Origin of the sequence: Dinghuibacter silviterrae, from assembly GCF_004366355.1 — a bacterium.
Taxonomy (GTDB): Bacteria; Bacteroidota; Bacteroidia; order Chitinophagales; family Chitinophagaceae; genus Dinghuibacter; species Dinghuibacter silviterrae.
Map to the genome: position 1 here is coordinate 872,505 of NZ_SODV01000001.1, position 17,061 is coordinate 889,565.

Below are 17,061 nucleotides of genomic sequence, written 5' to 3' on the forward strand. Positions count from 1 at the left end.
GGCATGTTATCACGACCATCGCGTGGCCGGAGAGCCCTACTTTTTCCCCGAAGTCCAAAATTTTACAAAAAAATGACAATTGGCGGATACTTCCGACCGATTACTATGTTCTTCATCAACAGGCGTTTTTCTGCCGGGTGGAGATGAAGGTCGACAAACTGACCCCGGTATGGCCATTTCAGATACGCGTGCGCGTGGGATCCCTCCAGGACAATGACTGGCTGGAGCAAAAACCGGGGGCAATAAAGCCGCAATAAAAAAAGGGCGGCCGAATGGGCCGCCCTTTTTATGAGAAAAGGTTTGTTTATACCGCCGCCGCTCCGTGTTTCGAGAGCACCGACTGTATCACTTCCACCATGGCGCGGCCTTTGGCCTCGATTTGTTCGGATGTCCAACCGAGCTGGATGGCGGTGGAGATACACCGCGACATCACGGTATCGGACACACTAAAGTCCTGCTGGCGGATGACTTCCAGGGCCTGCAGTTGAGGCTCGTTGAGCGCATACAAGGAATGCCCTTCCTTGAGGTGATGCCATTTGCGGATATAGTGCCAGTTGTTGTTGAACCAGTAAAAGTTCCCGGCGAGGATACCTTTAGCTTTGAAACCTTCGACAACCGCTTCGGTGATCTCCTGGGTCGGCAGGAACCAGCTTAGGAAAGTGCCGCTGTCGCCGGCGGGGTCCGGTACCGTTCTCCAGGTGATTTCCGGTACCTGGGAGAGGATGGCTTTGAGTGCCTGCTGGTGCCCCCGTTGCAGCGCCAGGAATTGATCCAGCTTGCGGAGCTGGGCCAGCCCGACGGCGGCGTGGAGCTCGGAGATCCGGAAGTTGTAGCCAAGGAAGGGGTGTTCGTCCGCGCCCCGGTCCACGCCCTTATGATCGTGGCCATGGTCGGAGAAATGGTCGCATTTTTCGTAGGTGCGCTCGCTGTTGGTTAGTATGGCGCCACCTTCTCCACAGGTCACGGTTTTGACGAAGTCGAAGGACAAGGTACCGGCGTCCCCGATCGTACCAAGGGCTTTTCCTTTATAGGTAGCGCCGGTGCTTTGACAGGCGTCTTCCAGCAGGACCAGGTGGTGCTCCTTACAGATTTTTAGAAGGGCGTCTACGTCCGCCATACTCCCGCACATGTGCACGGGCATGACGCATTTGGTCCGGGGCGTGATCGCCGCGCGAACCGATTCGGGTTTTAAGGTAAGGGTGTCGTCCACGTCCGCGATCACGGGAATGGCGCCCACGCTGAGCACGGCCTCGACGCTGGCCACAAAGGTGAAGGAGGGCATGATGACCTCGTCCCCGGCCCCGATCCCCAAGGCCGCCATGGCGGTCGTCAGGGCGGTTGTCCCGCTGGACGTCAGTTGGGCATAAGCGCACCCGAGGCGTTCGCAAAGGGCCTTTTCCAGCTCCTTTGCCTTCCAGATCCCCTTCCGGGGGCCGTCGAAGCCATAACGCATCAGGATGCCCGTTTCGAGGACATCGTTTACTTCCTTCCGTTCTTCTTCTCCAAATAATTCAAACCCTGGCATAGTAGTCGATTTGGGCAAAGGTACGGGTCACGCCGGAAAATCCGTGCGGGTGCCACACCGCCACCTGTGCGCCGCGTCACAGCGCCGCGGGCCGGCTCTCCAGGTTCGTGATGCTCACGGCGGTCGCGACCCAGCGGATGCGTTCGTCGTCGCCGGTCGCGCCCGGAGCCGCGCTGCTGCCCTCGCCCGGCAGGGCATCCCCGCCCCCCAGCCCGCGGCTCAACCGCATCCCCGGCTCCGCCGGCACCGCGAGTGCCGCCTGCTGGTTGGCGGCGGGGATAATCTTATAGATATGCTCGGGATCGAGCGCCGTCGACGTATCCCCCGGCAGGTAGCGGTAGATGACAAAAAGCCGGAGCGGCTTGGCACTGGCCCCGCTCAGGACGATGTGGACACTGTCACCGGTACGGGCCTCCGCGACCAGCGGTGGGGGCGGGGGAACCGAATCGATCCAGCGCATCGGCGGAACAAGGGCGGGGTATTTGTAAAAATGATACCGCAGGCTGTCGCTCCAGCCGAGCGGATTGTGGATGAAGTTCTGGTTGCTGAAATAGATGGCCCCGTCTGAAGAAAGACGTGCGAGGCTGATCTGTTCGGGGAGTTCCCGGGGATTTCTCCAGGCCGGGTTCGTGCCGGCCTTGTAGATACCAAGGCCGATGAAAAGCTGCCGGCCGTAGGTATGGGCGTGCCACCAGTCAAGTAAAAGGTCGTAGGGCAGGATGCGGTGGGACCTTTCCCAATAGAGTTGCGGACAAACGTAGTCGATCCAACCCTTTTGCAGCCAAAGAAGGATGTTGGCGTAGAGGTCGTCGTAATTCGTTTGGGAAGAATGGGTGTCGCTGCCTTCCGGGTCCCTGGACAGGTTCCGCCATACGCCGTAGGGACTGATCCCGAATTTGCAGTACGGGTTTTCCTGTTTGATGGCCTGGGTAACCCGGACGATCAGGCTGTCGACGTTGCTCCGCCGCCACGTCTCCTTGTCGAGCCCCCGGTTGTAGCGGGCATACGCTGCGTCGTCGGCGAAATATTCGCCTTTTGTCCGGTAGGGATAAAAGTAGTCGTCGAAGTGGATGGCGTCCACTTTATAATTATGGACAATATAGCGGACGATGTTGGTCACATAGTCCCAGACCTCCGGTATACCCGGATTGAAAAGGGTCGTGTTGTCGTACACCAGGAACCATTCCGGGTGGATGCGCGTGATGTGTGTGGGCGAGGCCACGTCCCGGCGGCTGTTGTAGAGTGCCCGGTAGGGGTTGATCCAAGCGTGGAACTCCATCCCCCTTTTATGGGTCTCTTCGATCATAAACGCCAGGGGATCGTAATACGGCTCCGGGGGCGTTCCCTGTTTGCCGGTGAGCCAGACGCTCCAGGGCTCGACCGGATTTGGATAAAAAGCATCGGCCGTGGGGCGGATCTGAACCACGACCGCGTTCAAACCAAGACGCTGGTCAAGGTCGAGGAGGTCGGTGAATTCCTTTTTTTGCAGGGCGACATTGCCGACCGCGGCTTCGCTGGGCCAGTCGATGTGTTCGACCGAGGCGATCCACGCCGCGCGGAGCTCATATTTCGGTTGTGACAGACCGGCCGTTGTTACGGTCAGCAAAAACAAAAACACGCATACACCTTTCATCTTACCCACGGAGTTTGTCCAATAATTTATTCAGGGTTTTGCATTCGGATATGGTCAGGGCGGAGAGGATATCGTCCATCTCCTTTGATCGTTTGTCGAGTTTGGCGAGGAGTTGAAGGCCCTTGGCCGTAATGGTGACGTCGACCAGGCGTTTGTCGGACGCTGCGGTTTTTTTCCTGGCGAGTCCTTTACGGATGAGCCGGTCGACCAGGCGGCTGGTGTCGCTCATTTTGTCCAGCATACGCTCCCGGATCTGGAGGGTGGACAAGGGTTCCTTGCTCCCCCTCAGGATGCGGAGGATATTGAACTGCTGGAGCGTGATGTCTACCTCGTCCAGGCTGCGCTTCAGGCGTTCCACCGTCCAGTTGTACGTATAGATCAGGTTGACGACCGCTTTGTGGTGTTCGCTGGTAAACGGCACCAGTTGGTGTATATCCTTTTCCAAGCTCATCGCATTTCCTCCAGGAGTTTCCACATCGTATATAAATGGTGCGCTTCGTGAAGCAAAAAGAATTCGGTCCATAGCACGAGCGTCCGGGATCCATACCGGGGATGCGTGGCGCCCCGGGCGAGCTGCACTTCATCCAGGGCGAGGATCCGGTCGTGTATGTACAGCCTGTCCGCGCTTAGGTCGGTCAGCAGGTCGGACGGCGTTTGTTCCCGGGCTTCCAGGAAAAGGGGATCGTTGTCCCCGATGTATGCTTCAAAAAGAGGGTTATCCTCTGCAAGAATACGGTCTACCCTGTGGGAGAACTGTTGCTGGTAGGCGAAGAGGTGTGCGACGTTTTCGAGGAGGCTCCATTTGCCGGAAGCAGGGCGCACCGTGACGTTCTCCCGGCCTTCCAGGAGCGTGTATAAAACTTCGTGCTGGTGCTGCAATCGCGTGGCCGTGGCTGTCGTCATCCCCAAACTTTTGTACCCTCGCTGCAATTGGCGCAAATGTCTATGTTCTTCCGGCTCTGCATAAGCTCCCGGCGAAACTGCCGGTAATTGTCGTTGTTCCAGACCTCTTTGAAGCTTTGCATCTTCAGGTTGCCCAACTGGTGCATGGCGTCCTTGTCAAAACAACAGGGCACCACGAGGCCGTCCCAGGTGATGACGTTGGCATGCCAGAGCTTCCAGCAATGGTTGGACAAACCGCTTTTAATGGCGTAGGTGCCATCCGTTTTCCGGCGGTACCGGCTGAATTTGTCCAACGTGGGGATGAGTTCATTGCCGTGTTCGTAGTCGTAGATCTGGGCTGTTTTGAAGCGGACCTCGTCCACGCCCACCTCTGCGGCCAGGCGTTTGACGTCCTCGATCTGGTGTTCATTGGGCTTTACAACGAGGAATTGGAAAAAGACAAAGGGCGTCTTGCTCTTCAGCTCCTTTTTCCACTTGACGATGTTGCGTGCGCCTTCCAGGACCTTGTCCAGCCGGCCGCCGATGCGATATTGCTCATACACGTCCTGCGTCGTCCCGTCGATGGAAATGATCAACCGGTCCAGGCCGCTTTCCACCGTTTTACGGGCGTTCTCGTCGTTGAGGTAGTGCGCGTTGGTGGACGTCGCGGTATAAATGCCTTTTGCTGAGGCATACTGGACCATGTCCAGGAAATCCCTGTTCAGGTAGGGTTCTCCCTGGAAATAAAATATGAGGTACAGCAGCTCCTTATGGACCTGGTCGATGGTATCGCGGAAAAAATCGTTTTTCAGCATCCCGGTGGGCCGGGTAAAGGCCCTCAGACCGCTGGGACATTCCGGGCAACGAAGGTTACAGGAGGTGGTGGGTTCGAAAGACAAGGAAATCGGGTACCCCCACTGCACGGGTTTGCCCGTCCACTTGCTGATATAGTAACTGGAAAAGACTTTTGCCGCATTTAAGGCCCTCTTCGGTGTTAGCTTGGACAACAAGTTGAGGCTATCCGTCCAATTGATCGTAGGCATATCAGGCAAAACTACTTTTTTTCAACTATTTTATGTACCTTGGAATTAGTTGTTTAACTAACGGTATGTCTAACAACCAATTTAAACCGGGGGAACTCTACAGCTTTATCACGGGGAAGGCCTCGATAGCGGTAGCCAGACGTCTCCAAAAGAATTTTAAACTGGCGGGGGTGGACATCACGATCGAACAATGGAGCGTTTTGTATCACCTGTGGAAACAAGACGGGCAAAGCCAGCAGGAACTGTGTAACGCCACGTTCCGGGACAAGCCCTCGATCACGCGGCTGGTGGATAACCTGGAGCGCCTCAAACTGGTCCGCCGGGTACCCTCCAAGGAAGACAGGCGCATCAACCTGATCTACCTCACGGAATTTGCCCGCCGTTTGCAGGATCAGTCCATGCACCTCGCCAACCAGACCCTTAACGAAGCACTGGAAAGTGTGTCGCCGGAGGAGATAGAAGTGTGCAAGGCGGTGCTTCAACGCGTTTACGACAACCTGAAATAGATCTTTTATATGAATACCTCCACTCTAGCGACGGCAGCCCTTAAGGGAGGCGAATGGCTCATCCGGGAAAGCCAGCCCGAGCAGACGTTTATACCCGAAGAATTCAACGAGGAACAACACATGGTAAAAGACATGTGTGCCGCCTTCCTCGACCAGGACATCCTGCCCATCATCCAGCGGATCGATGCCATGGAAAAAGGGCTCATGCCTTCACTTCTCGAAAAAGCAGGGGAACAGGGTTTGTTGGGGACGGCCATCCCCGAAAACCTGGGTGGATTGGGAAAGGATTTCATCACCTCGACGCTCGTCAACGAGGCGTTGGGCGGTGGCTTTTCTTTTTCCGTAGCCGTAGCGGCGCATACCGGGATCGGTACGCTGCCGATCCTGTACTTCGGGACGGAAGCCCAAAAGGAGAAGTACGTCACCAAGCTCGCCACCGGTGAATGGAAAGGCTCCTATGGGCTGACCGAGCCGGGCAGCGGCAGTGATGCTTTGGGGGCCAAGACGACGGCCACGCTTTCCAAAGACGGGAAGCACTATCTCCTCAACGGCCAAAAGTGCTGGATCACCAACGGGGGTTTTGCCGACGTCTATACAGTCTTCGCCAAGGTCGACGGGACCCAGTTTACCGGTTTTATCGTCGAGCGGGGTTTCGAAGGCTTTACCCAGGGTCCGGAGGAACATAAGATGGGGATCAAAGGATCGTCTACGGTCCAGCTCTATTTTCAAGACTGCAAGGTCCCCGTTGAAAACGTCCTCGGGGAGATTGGCAAGGGACACATCATCGCCTTCAATATCCTCAATGTCGGACGGCTAAAGCTGTGCGCCGCCGCCCTCGGGGGTGGCAAAAGGGCCATCACCACCTGTATCGAATACGCCGCCACCCGCGAACAATTCAAACAACCGATCGCGAACTTCGGCGCCATCCAGCATAAACTGGCGGAAATGGCCATCCAGGCCTGGGTCTCCGAAACCGCCCTGTACCGGACCGCCTTTTGGATCGATGAGAAAGAAAAGGCCCTCGCCGCCGAAGGCAAACCCTTTAACGAGGCCGTCCTTGGCGCCGCCGAAGAATACGCCATCGAATGCGCCATCCTCAAGGTCCTGGGCAGCGAGGCCCTCGACTATATCGTCGACGAAGGGGTTCAGATCCATGGGGGGAACGGCTATAGCGACGAGTACATCATCTCCAAGGCCTATCGCGACAGCCGGATCAACCGGATCTACGAAGGCACCAACGAGATCAACCGCCTCCTGACCGTGGACATGGTCCTCAAACGCGCCATGAAGGGCCGTCTCGACCTCATGGGCCCTGCGATGGGCGTCCAGAAGGAGCTTCTCTCCATCCCCGACTTTTCGTCTTCGGACGACAGCGCCCCGCTCGCCGCCGAACGCCGCCTCGTCGCCCAGTTCAAAAAGGCCATCCTCATGACCGCCGGGGCCGCCGTTCAAAAGCTCATGATGACCCTCGACAAGGAACAGGAAATCCTGATGAACATTGCCGACATGGCCATCGCCACCTTCACGGCCGAAAGTGCCCTCCTCCGGGTGCTGAAGCTACAATCTTTAAAAGGGGAAGCAGCAGTTTCGTATGAAACGGATGTCCTAAGAGTATACCTTGCCGACGCAGCCGACGCCCTCCACAAATGGGGAAAGGACGCCATCAATTCTTTCGCCGACGGGGATGAACAACGCATGATGCTCCTGGGGATCAAGCGCTTCACAAAGGCTCCGGCCTTCAACACGAAAGACGCCCGCCGGCGGATCGCTGCGCGCCTCCTGGAGGACAAGCGATACCCCCTTTAAGAATTTGGGCATTCGTCGCGCCGTACCCTCCCTCACGCCATCTGGACATGGGTTATATATAACACGGGACCTTATCGGTTATCACCACCGGTCAAGGTCCCGTTTTTTGGTTCCCGGTTTTTGGTTTTCGACCGTAACCACCTTGCGTGTGTCAGCGAAGGGGTATGTCCATTTTACTTCTTTTCCTCAGGGAACCGAAACGACTTGGCATCGTTCGAATCACCTGAGGAAAAGAAGTAAAATGGACATACCCCTTCGCGGTCCAGCGGGTTGTCCCTGGGAAGGGTGAGTTCCGGGGTGTACCGATTGAAATTAGAGCTCCGCGGCGGCGGCCTCGTCGACGAACCAGTGGAGCTCGCCGTTGAGCGGTTGGATGATTTGGGAGGGGTATTTGTCCGGATTGCGGTCACCCTGGAGAACCTCTTTTAGCGCGTGGGCCTTGCCGGGGCCGAAGGTCAGGAACACCACTCTTGCGGCGCGGTTGACCAGCGGGGCGGTGAGGGTGATGCGGTACATTTTCTGGGGCTCCAGGTAGTAGGCTTTGACCCAGGCGGCGGTTTCGTGGATGACCGGCTGGCCGGGGAAAAGGGAAAGGGTGTGACCGTCTTCGCCCATTCCGCTGAGGACGAGGTCGAAGGTTTGGCCTTCGGCGGTAAAGAAACGGTGCAGGAGGGTCGCATACGCTTCGGCTGCCTTTTCGGGGACCAGCTCGGTATTCATGACGTGTACGTTGATCCGCGGGATGGGGACCTTGTCGATCAGGGTGGCGAAGGTCATCTTGGCGTTGTTGCGGTCGTCTGCAAAAGGAACCGCGCGCTCATCGCCCCAGAACAGGTGGAGTTTCCCCCAGTCGATCCTGTCGCGGTAGGGGGCGGAGCCCAAAAGGGTATATAGTTCCTTGGGAGAGTTGCCGCCGGTCAGGCACCAGGTGTAAATGTTTTTGGTCTTGAGGGTTTCTTCGATGTGGTTGGTGATCCACTCGGCCAGCTCCTGGCTGACTTCTGAGGGGGTCTTGTATACGTGTACTTCCATATAGCTAAAGTAAGGGCGCCGCATTGCAACGCGGCGCCCTTTTATAAGGTTATTGCTGATTTACCGACAGGGTTGCCCAGTTGTGTCCGTCCCGGGCGATGAGGGCTTCCGCATCCTCCGGTCCCCAGGAATTGGGGACGTAGTTGGGGAAGTCGACCGGGGGCCGGGTCTGCCACGTCTCCAGGATGGGGGTGATCACCTTCCAGGCCGCCTCTACCTGGTCGGCGCGCATAAACAAGGTCGGGTTCCCTTCCATGGCGTCCAGGAGGAGGGTTTCGTAAGCTTCGGGTTCGTGGCCCTGGCTATCCTTGTCGTATTTATAGATCATATCGACAGGGTCGAGGCTCATCGTCTGACCCAGGCGTTTGGCCTGGAAACGGATGCGGATGTCCATTTCCGGGGAAACGGTGATCGTCAGGCGGTTCGGCCTCCAGGTTTCGGCGGCTTCCGGGGGGAAGGCGTAGTGCGGCGCCGGGCGGAAGTGAAGGCTGATGACGGTGTTTTTCTCCCGGAGGCGTTTTCCCGTCCGGACATAGAACGGAACGTCCTGCCAGCGCCAGTTGTCGATATAGAACTTCACCGCGGCAAAGGTCTCGGTGTTGGAATTCTTGTCAACGCTTTCCTCCTGACGATACCCGGGCACTTTTTCTCCCTTCATCCAACCTTCGCCGTACTGGCCGCGTACCGCGACCGAATGAACGTCTTCGGGATTGATGCGGCGGATCGCATTGAGTACGTCCACTTTTTTGTTCCGGATCTCGTTCGCGTCGAAAGAAACCGGGGCTTCCATCGCGACCATACACAAGATCTGGAGGATATGGTTCTGCACCATATCCCGGAGCGCGCCCGAAGTTTCATAGTAACCGCCACGACCTTCCACACCCACCGTTTCGGCGGCGGTGATCTGCACGTGTTCGATATAGTTCCGGTTCCAGATGGGTTCGAAAAGGGCGTTGGCAAAACGCAGGGCCAGCAGGTTCTGGACCGTTTCTTTGCCCAGGTAGTGGTCGATGCGATAGATCTGCTCTTCGCTAAACAGGCTGGTGAGCAGTTTATTCAGTTCGTGGGCGCTCTGGAGGTCGTGTCCAAAAGGCTTTTCCACCACGATACGGGTGCACTTCCTGTCTCCGCAAAGCTCTACTTTGGAAAGCTTTGTAGCGATGTCGGGGACCAGTTGGGGTGCTACGGCCAGGTAAAAAAGGATGTTGGGATGGGTGCCCCAGGCCTTTTCCATTTCCCGGGCCTTGTCGGCGATACCGGTATAGGAAGCATCCTTTTCGGCGTCCATGCGCAGGTAATGCACGCTTTTGGAGAACTCGGCCCATTTGCCATTTTGTTCACCCTTACGGCGGGAGAACTGCTGGATGCCTTCCAGGAGGCGGTCACGATAGGACTCATCCGAAAAGTCCTTACGGCCGATACCCACGATGGCAAATTTCTCGGGCATCCAGTCATCGATATATAAGTTGTAAAGGGCGGGAATCAGCTTGCGGAAGTTCAGGTCACCGCTGCCACCGAAGATAAAGATCAGGCTGGCAGGGGGGCGCTTATTGGTTTGCATACAAACGATTTTTTATTGAGGTTGCCATTCTGTGTGAAAAGTGCCGGGCTGGTCGATGCGTTGATAAGTATGCGCACCAAAGTAATCCCGTTGTGCCTGGATCAGGTTGGTCGGCAGCCAGGCGCTGCGGTAAGCATCGAAATAGGAAAGCGCGGCGGTCAGACCGGCGACAGGGATACCCGCGCCGATGGCCAGCGCCAGGAGTTTCCGGGTGTTGCCGATAAGCGGGCTGACCAGGGCCGCGATATTTTTGTCCAGCAACAGGTTCTCCAATTTTGGGTTGGCGGTATAGGCCTTGTAAAGGGGATCCAGGAGGACGGAACGGATGATACATCCACCCCTCCATACACGAACGACTTTGTCCAGGGGTATGTCCATGGCCCATTCCGAAGAAGCCTTTTGGAGTTGGGCCATACCTTGCACATAGCTCATGATGGTGCCCAGGTTCAGGGCATCATGCGCCAGGGTTTCCAGGTCCTTCGTGTCCGCCAGCTTATGGGATTCCGAAGGATACAGTGTCGCCGCCAGTACGCGTTCATCCCGGAGGGAGGAAATGGTCCGCACGGTGACTGCCGTATCGATGACGGGAATGGGTATGGGCAGGTCCAGGGCATCCTGGGAGGTCCATTTACCCGTTCCCTTCGAGCCGGCCTTGTCGAGCACCATATCGACAAGACGGTTGCCGGTAACGTCGTCCTTCTTCAGGAATACATCGGCGGTGATTTCTACGAGGAAGGACTTCATATCTCCCTTGTCCCATTTGGCGAACAGATCGTGCAACTGGTCGTTCGTATACCCCGCGCCTTGTTTGAGGACGGCGTATATTTCGCTGATGAGCTGCATGATGGCATACTCGATTCCATTGTGCACCATTTTAACATAGTGTCCCGCAGCCCCTTTGCCCATGTAATCCACGCAAGGTTCGCCACCGACCTTTGCGGAAACGGCCGTGAGGATGGGCGCTACTTTTTCGTAGGCGTCTTTGTCCCCACCGGGCATGATAGACGGTCCGGTGCGGGCGCCATGCTCGCCTCCGGAAACACCCATACCCATGAAATGAAAGCCTTTGTCAGCCATGTATTTCAAACGGCGTTGCGTGTCCGTATAGTGGGAATTGCCGCCGTCTATTACTATGTCATCTTTGTCAAGTAATGGAATCAGGTCTGCGAGAACGTCATCTACAGGCTTACCGGCCGGGACCAGCATCATCAGCCGGCGAGGCTTCTCCAGCAGGTCCAGCATGTCTTTCAGCGTGCTGACGCCTTTGACGACCCTGCCTTCGGCGGCAGAAGATTCCAGGGCCTGGCCCTTGGCCTGGTCCTTGTCGAAACCGATGACGGAAAAGCCATGATCCGCCATGTTGAGCAAGAGGTTGCGGCCCATAACGCCGAGACCGATCATACCAAAGTGAAACGATTGTTGTGCCATGCGGTAGAAATGAGGAACAAACCTACGAGAAAATGAGTAACGAAATGCATTATCTTTGTTCTATGAGCGAGAGCGTTACAGTGGCCGCAGGTCCTACTCTTACACCAAAGGACTTCGCCACGGATCAGGAAGTGCGTTGGTGCCCCGGGTGCGGGGACTACTCCATCCTTGCACAGGTACAAAAGATTATGCCCACGCTGGGCATCCCCAGGGAAAACATCGTCATTGTCTCCGGTATCGGTTGTTCCAGCCGGTTCCCGTATTACATGAATACGTACGGCATGCATTCGATCCATGGCCGCGCCACTGCGATCGCCAGCGGGTTGAAGGCAACGCGTCCGGAGCTGAGCGTATGGATCGTGACGGGCGACGGAGACGGTTTGAGCATCGGGGGTAACCATACCATTCACCTGATGCGCCGCAATTTCGACGTCAACGTCATGCTCTTCAACAACCAGATCTATGGCTTGACCAAAGGTCAATATTCCCCGACGTCGGAAACCAACAAGGTCACCAAGTCCACCCCCTTCGGCAGCATAGACCACCCGTTCAACCCATTGGCCCTGGCCATGGGTGCCGATGCCACCTTTATTGCCCGGAGCATGGACCGCGATCCCAAGCACCTCCAGCAGATGCTCCTCAGGAGCCACGGCCATAAGGGCGCTTCCCTCCTGGAAATCTACCAGAACTGTAACATTTTCAATGACGGAGCTTTCGAAGTCTTTACGGAAAAGGGAACCAAGGCCGCGGAAACCCTGTTCCTGGAACAAGGCCAACCCCTGGTGTTTGCCGGTGGAACAAAGGGCATCCGGCTCGACGGTTTCAGACCCGTGGTGGTTGACCTTCAAGGAGGTCAATACAGCACCGGCGATTGCTGGGTCCATGACGAACGCGACTTTTATAAGGCCCAGATCCTCGTCCGCATGTTCGACGACCCGAGTATCGAGGGACACCTCCCCCGCCCGTTTGGGGTATTCTACGAGACCGACCGGCCCTGTTATGAAGACGCCCTTCGGCTACAGATCGAAGAGACCCAGGCACTTAGAGGCAAAGGAGACCTCGACAAGCTGTTGAGGGGGAAGGAAACATGGGAAATTCTGGCGTAGCGCCCGTATGGGGCGATCACCGATATAAGCCGGCCTAGCGCCGGCTTTTTTGTTGGCAACCCCGCCTCGCCGGTATCGCTTATTGATTCTCAGAGTGATATAAAAAAATTGGCCCCAATAGAAATCGGGGCCTCTTTGCTTACCTCTGAAACCACAAAATGAACTTGTGATGTACCAATCCAAAAAGCAAAAACCGTGCAGAATTTGTCCGCACGGTCTCTTTTAAGTTTTTTTTTAGATATTCAGCCCAGCACCCTGTCCGCCGCACGGAGCAGCCGCTCCTTTTTATATTCGTACCACCAGATGGGAGCCGTCTTTTTCATCAAGGTGTCAATATGCCGCATCCCCACCAGGTTCCAGGCTCCTTTTATCTTGCCCGTCAATGTGTTATTAATGGCCCGCAGGCTCATGGCAAAGCCGCTGTCCAGGTACTCCATGTGGTGCCAATACCCCGCCGGCATGAACAAGGTATCCCCGTGTTCCAGGATCACTTCGTACCCCCTGGCCAGCTTTAGCGCCGGGAAAGCATCGTAGTCCGGGGTCGACCCATGGTCGTAATAATGGCTGAAGTCTGCCATACTCAAAGTCTCGAAGGGTTTCCGGTACAGCTTGTATTGCTCTCCGTAGGGGAACAGCAACACCCGCTTCCGCCCGACAAACTGGGTATGAAGGATGTGGGAAAGGTCGATGTCAAAGTGCATGTGCGTTATGGACGTCGCACCTCCGACGAAAAGCATCGGGTACTTTTTTACAAAACCCTTCATCAGGTCTTCCGGCCAGGTAAAGTCCTGGGTCAACTCGGGGGCGTGATCGAAGATGTTGAAAAGGAATATTCTCCAGCCGGCCGGCCCCTGGCTGATCAGGTCGATGTATTCGCCAAAGGTTTTGTAATCGTCGGCCTTGTTGATGGGTGTGAAGGCGTCGCTCTTGGTATTGTTGTAGATGCCTACCTTTTTGTCTCCGACCAATTGTTTGAAATACGCCCAGTTCCACTTGTCCCTGGCTACCCAGGATTTGGAAAGATCAGTGATGACCAACGGCCTGGACGGTTCATAATATTGGCTTTTGAAAACATCCGGGTCAATCGAGGCCACTCTTTCAACAGGTTGCAGCAACATTCATGCTCGTTTAGGAACCTCAAAATTAGCATTATATTAATTGTGACCCACGCCTTTAATGTAAATTGTAGCCATGCTCCTCCACGTCCACCCCGAAAATCCGCAGCCCCGTGCCCTTAAAACCATTGCCGAATGTCTTCGGGATGGCGGAGTCATCATCTACCCCACCGACACGATCTACGGTCTCGGCTGTGACATCTTTCAACAAAACGCCATCGAAAGAATCTGCCGGATCAAGCACATCGATCCCGCCAAGGCCCAGCTGTCCTTTATTTGCTATGACCTCAGCGACCTCGCCCGCTATACGAAAAGCATCGATACCCCCTTGTACCGTCTGCTCAAAAGCTACCTGCCCGGGCCATATACCTTTATTTTGCCCGCCAGCAAAGAAGTGCCCCGCATCCTCAAAAGCAAAAAAGACACGATAGGTTTGCGCATACCCGACAACCCCATCGCCCGCTCCATCGTCCAAACCCTCGACCACCCCATTCTCAGCACCTCCCTCCCCGGTGACATGGTAGAAGAGTACACCGACCCCGACCTTATCTACGCCAATTTCGAAAACCTCGTCGACCTCGTCGTCGACGGCGGCACCGGCGGCATGATTGCGTCCACCATCGTCGACTGCACCGGCGATGAATTGCATGTCCTGCGGCAGGGCCTGGGGCCGTGGCCCGAAACGCCATAAGCTATGCCTACCATCCGCCTCACCACCCGCATCCAGGCTCCCCCCGAGCGCTGCTTCGATCTCAGCCGGAGCATCGACCTCCACACCATCTCCACTGCCTCCAGCGGGGAGCGCGCGATCGCCGGGCGCACCACCGGTCTCATCGGGCTCGGTGAGACCGTGACCTGGGAGGCAAGGCACTTTGGGGTACGCCAGCGGCTTACCTCGCGCATCACCGCGTTCGAGCGGCCCGTCTTCTTTGTGGACGAGATGGTCCGGGGCGCGTTTCGTTCCATTCATCATGAGCATCGGTTCTCTGCTGACGGCGAAGCCACCATCATGCAGGATACGTTCACGTATGTCAGCCCTTTGGGCTGGTTGGGACGCGCCGCCGACGTGCTCTTCCTGGAGCGCTATATGCGGCAGCTGTTGCTGGAGCGGAATGCGGTGATCCGGGGATATGCGGAGAGCGGGAAGTCTTTGGATGGTGACTTATTCGTGGTTGATAGTCGCTTGTGACCACAGCAGAAAAATATTTTTCGAAATTTTTATGGAAAATGCTGGGGGACGTACTCTATATATGGGAGGGGCTGCGGCTCTTTTGAAAATAACACTCATTATATAACTTTATACTATGGACCATCAACATTTTACGACCCAGAGCACTCAAGACTCAAATGCTGGTAAGGGTCCACCCCTGGCGCTTCCCAAGCGCCTATTTTGGGATTTCGACTACGACAACATTGATTGGCAAAAAGACTGCGCATCCGTCATCGAAAGGGTGATCGAACGCGGCACGAATGAAGAATGGCAGGTATTGATTCGCTACTATGGCTATGAGGAGGTAGTTCATGCTTTAAAATATGAGTCGACTTACTTAATGGACCATACCATCGACAAAGTCTGCGCATATTTTAAACTGGAGCGGGAGGATTTGAGGTGTTACAGACGGAAACAATCGAGGCCAAGACTTTGGCTTTGATCAAACGACTTTCGGAAGACCAGCAGTTGTCAGAATTTTATTTGGTCGGTGGGGCATCGTTAGCGCTACAAATTGGTCACAGAAAATCCTTTGACATTGATCTTTTTTGTGCGCATTCATTTGACTCAGATAAGATGGCTAAACACCTGGAGAACGACTATCAAGCGGAGAGTCTTGAGTCCGAGAAAAACGTAGTGCATTGCTTTATCGGAGAGGTGAAGTTAGATATTCTATCACACCAATATCCCTGGCTCAATCCGCCAACAGTTGAAGAGCAAATCAGGCTAGCATCCTTGGACGATATTGCAGCGATGAAGTTAAGCGCGATTGTAACAAATGGGACCCGTTATAAGGATTTTGTAGACATATTTGCCTTGCTTGAGCACCGAACGCTGGATCAAATGACTACAGCATATGAACAAAAGTATCAGATGCTGAATGCTGCAATAGTAAAAATGTGCCTCCTAAATCATAGAGATGTCAAATTAGTGCATAAAATCGACCTCTTACATCGCCCTGTACATCGCTGGTATCATATAGCTGACAGACTCGATGACGCTGTCATTAATCCTCGTAAAATTTACCCTCCACACCTCGATTGGAATACCTTAGACGATAGTAGGGTCCAAGACATTTGGGAAGAAGAATCATTTCGGTATCAAACTAGAAGAAGCAAGGACGAGGATAATTCCAAAGGTTGGGGATACGGGTATGGATATGGTTGGTAAACAAAAAACGGCATGACAAATGGATGACAACAGTATCATCTTCCTCGTCCTCGAACAAGAACCTCAAACAGACTGGAATTGGTTGATTGAAAGGTTCGGCAGGGAAAGAATACGCAGCACCCTTCTGGAATTCAGAAATGGTTTCTCCGAGGAACGTCTACAAAAAGTCTGCGATTACTTTGATCTTCGCCCCGAGGATTTGCCCCGAAAGCAGCCCTGGCGGGTGGGACGCTGGCCTTAAACCACGCGGCAACATCCCCAAAATTCCGTACATTTAGGATTCACTTATTTGCGCCCGTTATGACCACCAAAATCGGAGGTATCTCCTTATTGTGCCTATTCATGTCCTTAAAAATGAATGTATTCGCCCAACAGGACCTTGCGACAAAGGCGCTGCTCCAGCAGGATTGGGCATGTCTGAAGTGTTTTGCGGATTCCAACGCCAAGGTACCTCCACCGGCCCCCGATGAGAACAGGGTGGTCTTTATGGGGAACTCCATTACAATCGGCTGGCTCAACCTGGACCCGGGATTCTTTGAGGGCAAGCCCTACCTGGACAGGGGTGTCAGCGGACAAACGACGTCCCAGATGCTGATCCGGTTCCGACCGGATGTGGTTGACCTCAAACCGAAGGTCGTGGTGATCCTTGCCGGGACCAACGACATTGCGGGGAATACGGGATATACGTCGAACGAGACGATCGTGGGGAACATCGTTTCCATGGCCGAGCTCGCCAAGTCGAACGGCATACAGGTCGTCATCTCGTCCATCCTGCCCGCTTATGACTATCCCTGGCGGCCGGGTATGGATCCGCTCCACCGTATCCCACAGGTAAACGCGTTGTTGAAGGCCTATGCCGAATCCCACGGGATGACCTACCTGGACTATTTTTCCACCATGGTGGATGAACGGGGTGGTCTGAAACAGGAACTCACCCACGACGGGGTCCACCCGACAAAGGATGGGTACCTGGTCATGCGCCCTCTCGCAGAAAAAGCAATTGAAAATGCATTACAAATGCAGACCAAATAAAACCAAATCGTT

Annotated in this window: 17 protein-coding genes; 8 read left to right on the top strand and 9 right to left on the bottom strand. The window is 55.2% G+C overall.

Annotation, left to right across the window (positions count from 1 at the left end; genetic code table 11):
• Positions 1–304: 304 nt before the first annotated feature.
• The 5 genes from EDB95_RS03830 to EDB95_RS03850 all read right to left on the bottom strand — a co-directional run bounded on the left by EDB95_RS03830 (position 305) and on the right by EDB95_RS03850 (position 5,083).
• Positions 305–1,525 carry a DegT/DnrJ/EryC1/StrS family aminotransferase gene (locus EDB95_RS03830; RefSeq protein WP_133990754.1) on the bottom strand — a complete coding sequence of 407 codons (1,221 nt, stop codon included), beginning with the start codon at positions 1,523–1,525 and terminating at the stop codon, positions 305–307.
• A 76-nt stretch (positions 1,526–1,601) separates the two neighbouring features.
• Complete coding sequence (locus EDB95_RS03835) at positions 1,602–3,158, bottom strand: glycoside hydrolase family 10 protein (protein ID WP_133990756.1); 1,557 nt, start codon at positions 3,156–3,158, stop codon at positions 1,602–1,604.
• A gap of 1 nt (position 3,159) precedes the next feature.
• Positions 3,160–3,609, bottom strand: coding sequence for a MarR family winged helix-turn-helix transcriptional regulator (locus tag EDB95_RS03840; protein ID WP_133990758.1), 450 nt, complete (start codon positions 3,607–3,609; stop codon positions 3,160–3,162).
• Entirely contained in the window at positions 3,606–4,061 is a 456-nt protein-coding gene (locus EDB95_RS03845; protein ID WP_133990760.1) for a DinB family protein, read from the bottom strand. Before EDB95_RS03845 ends, EDB95_RS03840 begins: the two co-directional genes overlap by 4 nt.
• Positions 4,058–5,083 (bottom strand): radical SAM/SPASM domain-containing protein, encoded by a 1,026-nt coding sequence (locus EDB95_RS03850; protein WP_133990762.1) that lies wholly within the window; start codon positions 5,081–5,083, stop codon positions 4,058–4,060. Before EDB95_RS03850 ends, EDB95_RS03845 begins: the two co-directional genes overlap by 4 nt.
• Before the next feature lie 65 nt (positions 5,084–5,148).
• Between EDB95_RS03850 and EDB95_RS03855 the strand changes: the two genes are divergently transcribed.
• Positions 5,149–5,589: a MarR family winged helix-turn-helix transcriptional regulator gene (locus EDB95_RS03855; RefSeq protein ID WP_133990764.1), complete on the top strand. Its 441-nt coding sequence runs from the start codon at positions 5,149–5,151 to the stop codon at positions 5,587–5,589.
• A 9-nt stretch (positions 5,590–5,598) separates the two neighbouring features.
• Positions 5,599–7,395, top strand: a complete 1,797-nt coding sequence (locus tag EDB95_RS03860; protein ID WP_133990766.1) for an acyl-CoA dehydrogenase family protein — start codon at positions 5,599–5,601, stop codon at positions 7,393–7,395.
• A 312-nt stretch (positions 7,396–7,707) separates the two neighbouring features.
• Here EDB95_RS03860 and pgl read toward each other — a convergent pair whose 3' ends face one another.
• From pgl to gndA, 3 genes are read right to left on the bottom strand one after another with little or no spacing between them, the layout of a single operon-like run.
• Positions 7,708–8,427: a 6-phosphogluconolactonase gene (gene pgl, locus EDB95_RS03865; protein WP_133990768.1), complete on the bottom strand. Its 720-nt coding sequence runs from the start codon at positions 8,425–8,427 to the stop codon at positions 7,708–7,710.
• Between the two features lie 49 nt (positions 8,428–8,476).
• A complete protein-coding gene (zwf, locus tag EDB95_RS03870; protein WP_133990770.1) occupies positions 8,477–9,988 on the bottom strand; it encodes a glucose-6-phosphate dehydrogenase in 1,512 nt (503 codons plus the stop codon).
• A 12-nt stretch (positions 9,989–10,000) separates the two neighbouring features.
• Positions 10,001–11,416: an NADP-dependent phosphogluconate dehydrogenase gene (gene gndA, locus EDB95_RS03875; RefSeq protein ID WP_133990772.1), complete on the bottom strand. Its 1,416-nt coding sequence runs from the start codon at positions 11,414–11,416 to the stop codon at positions 10,001–10,003.
• A gap of 62 nt (positions 11,417–11,478) precedes the next feature.
• Between gndA and EDB95_RS03880 the strand changes: the two genes are divergently transcribed.
• Positions 11,479–12,522, top strand: a complete 1,044-nt coding sequence (locus tag EDB95_RS03880; protein ID WP_133990774.1) for a 2-oxoacid:ferredoxin oxidoreductase subunit beta — start codon at positions 11,479–11,481, stop codon at positions 12,520–12,522.
• A gap of 242 nt (positions 12,523–12,764) precedes the next feature.
• Here EDB95_RS03880 and EDB95_RS03885 read toward each other — a convergent pair whose 3' ends face one another.
• Positions 12,765–13,640, bottom strand: a complete 876-nt coding sequence (locus EDB95_RS03885; protein ID WP_133990776.1) for a cupin-like domain-containing protein — start codon at positions 13,638–13,640, stop codon at positions 12,765–12,767.
• A gap of 73 nt (positions 13,641–13,713) precedes the next feature.
• On the opposite strand from EDB95_RS03885, the gene EDB95_RS03890 reads away from it, so the two are divergent.
• The 5 genes from EDB95_RS03890 to EDB95_RS03910 all read left to right on the top strand — a co-directional run bounded on the left by EDB95_RS03890 (position 13,714) and on the right by EDB95_RS03910 (position 17,049).
• Positions 13,714–14,328: an L-threonylcarbamoyladenylate synthase gene (locus tag EDB95_RS03890; RefSeq protein WP_133990778.1), complete on the top strand. Its 615-nt coding sequence runs from the start codon at positions 13,714–13,716 to the stop codon at positions 14,326–14,328.
• Between the two features lie 3 nt (positions 14,329–14,331).
• A complete protein-coding gene (locus EDB95_RS03895) occupies positions 14,332–14,826 on the top strand; it encodes an SRPBCC family protein (protein ID WP_133990780.1) in 495 nt (164 codons plus the stop codon).
• 115 nt (positions 14,827–14,941) lie between these two features.
• On the top strand, positions 14,942–15,289 hold the full coding sequence (locus tag EDB95_RS03900) for a DUF6922 domain-containing protein (protein WP_211352042.1): 348 nt from the start codon (positions 14,942–14,944) through the stop codon (positions 15,287–15,289).
• A complete protein-coding gene (locus EDB95_RS03905; RefSeq protein ID WP_162852474.1) occupies positions 15,286–16,017 on the top strand; it encodes a nucleotidyl transferase AbiEii/AbiGii toxin family protein in 732 nt (243 codons plus the stop codon). The genes EDB95_RS03900 and EDB95_RS03905 overlap by 4 nt, the downstream gene beginning before the upstream one ends.
• Before the next feature lie 300 nt (positions 16,018–16,317).
• Entirely contained in the window at positions 16,318–17,049 is a 732-nt protein-coding gene (locus tag EDB95_RS03910; RefSeq protein ID WP_133990784.1) for an SGNH/GDSL hydrolase family protein, read from the top strand.
• The last annotated feature ends 12 nt before the right edge of the window (positions 17,050–17,061 follow it).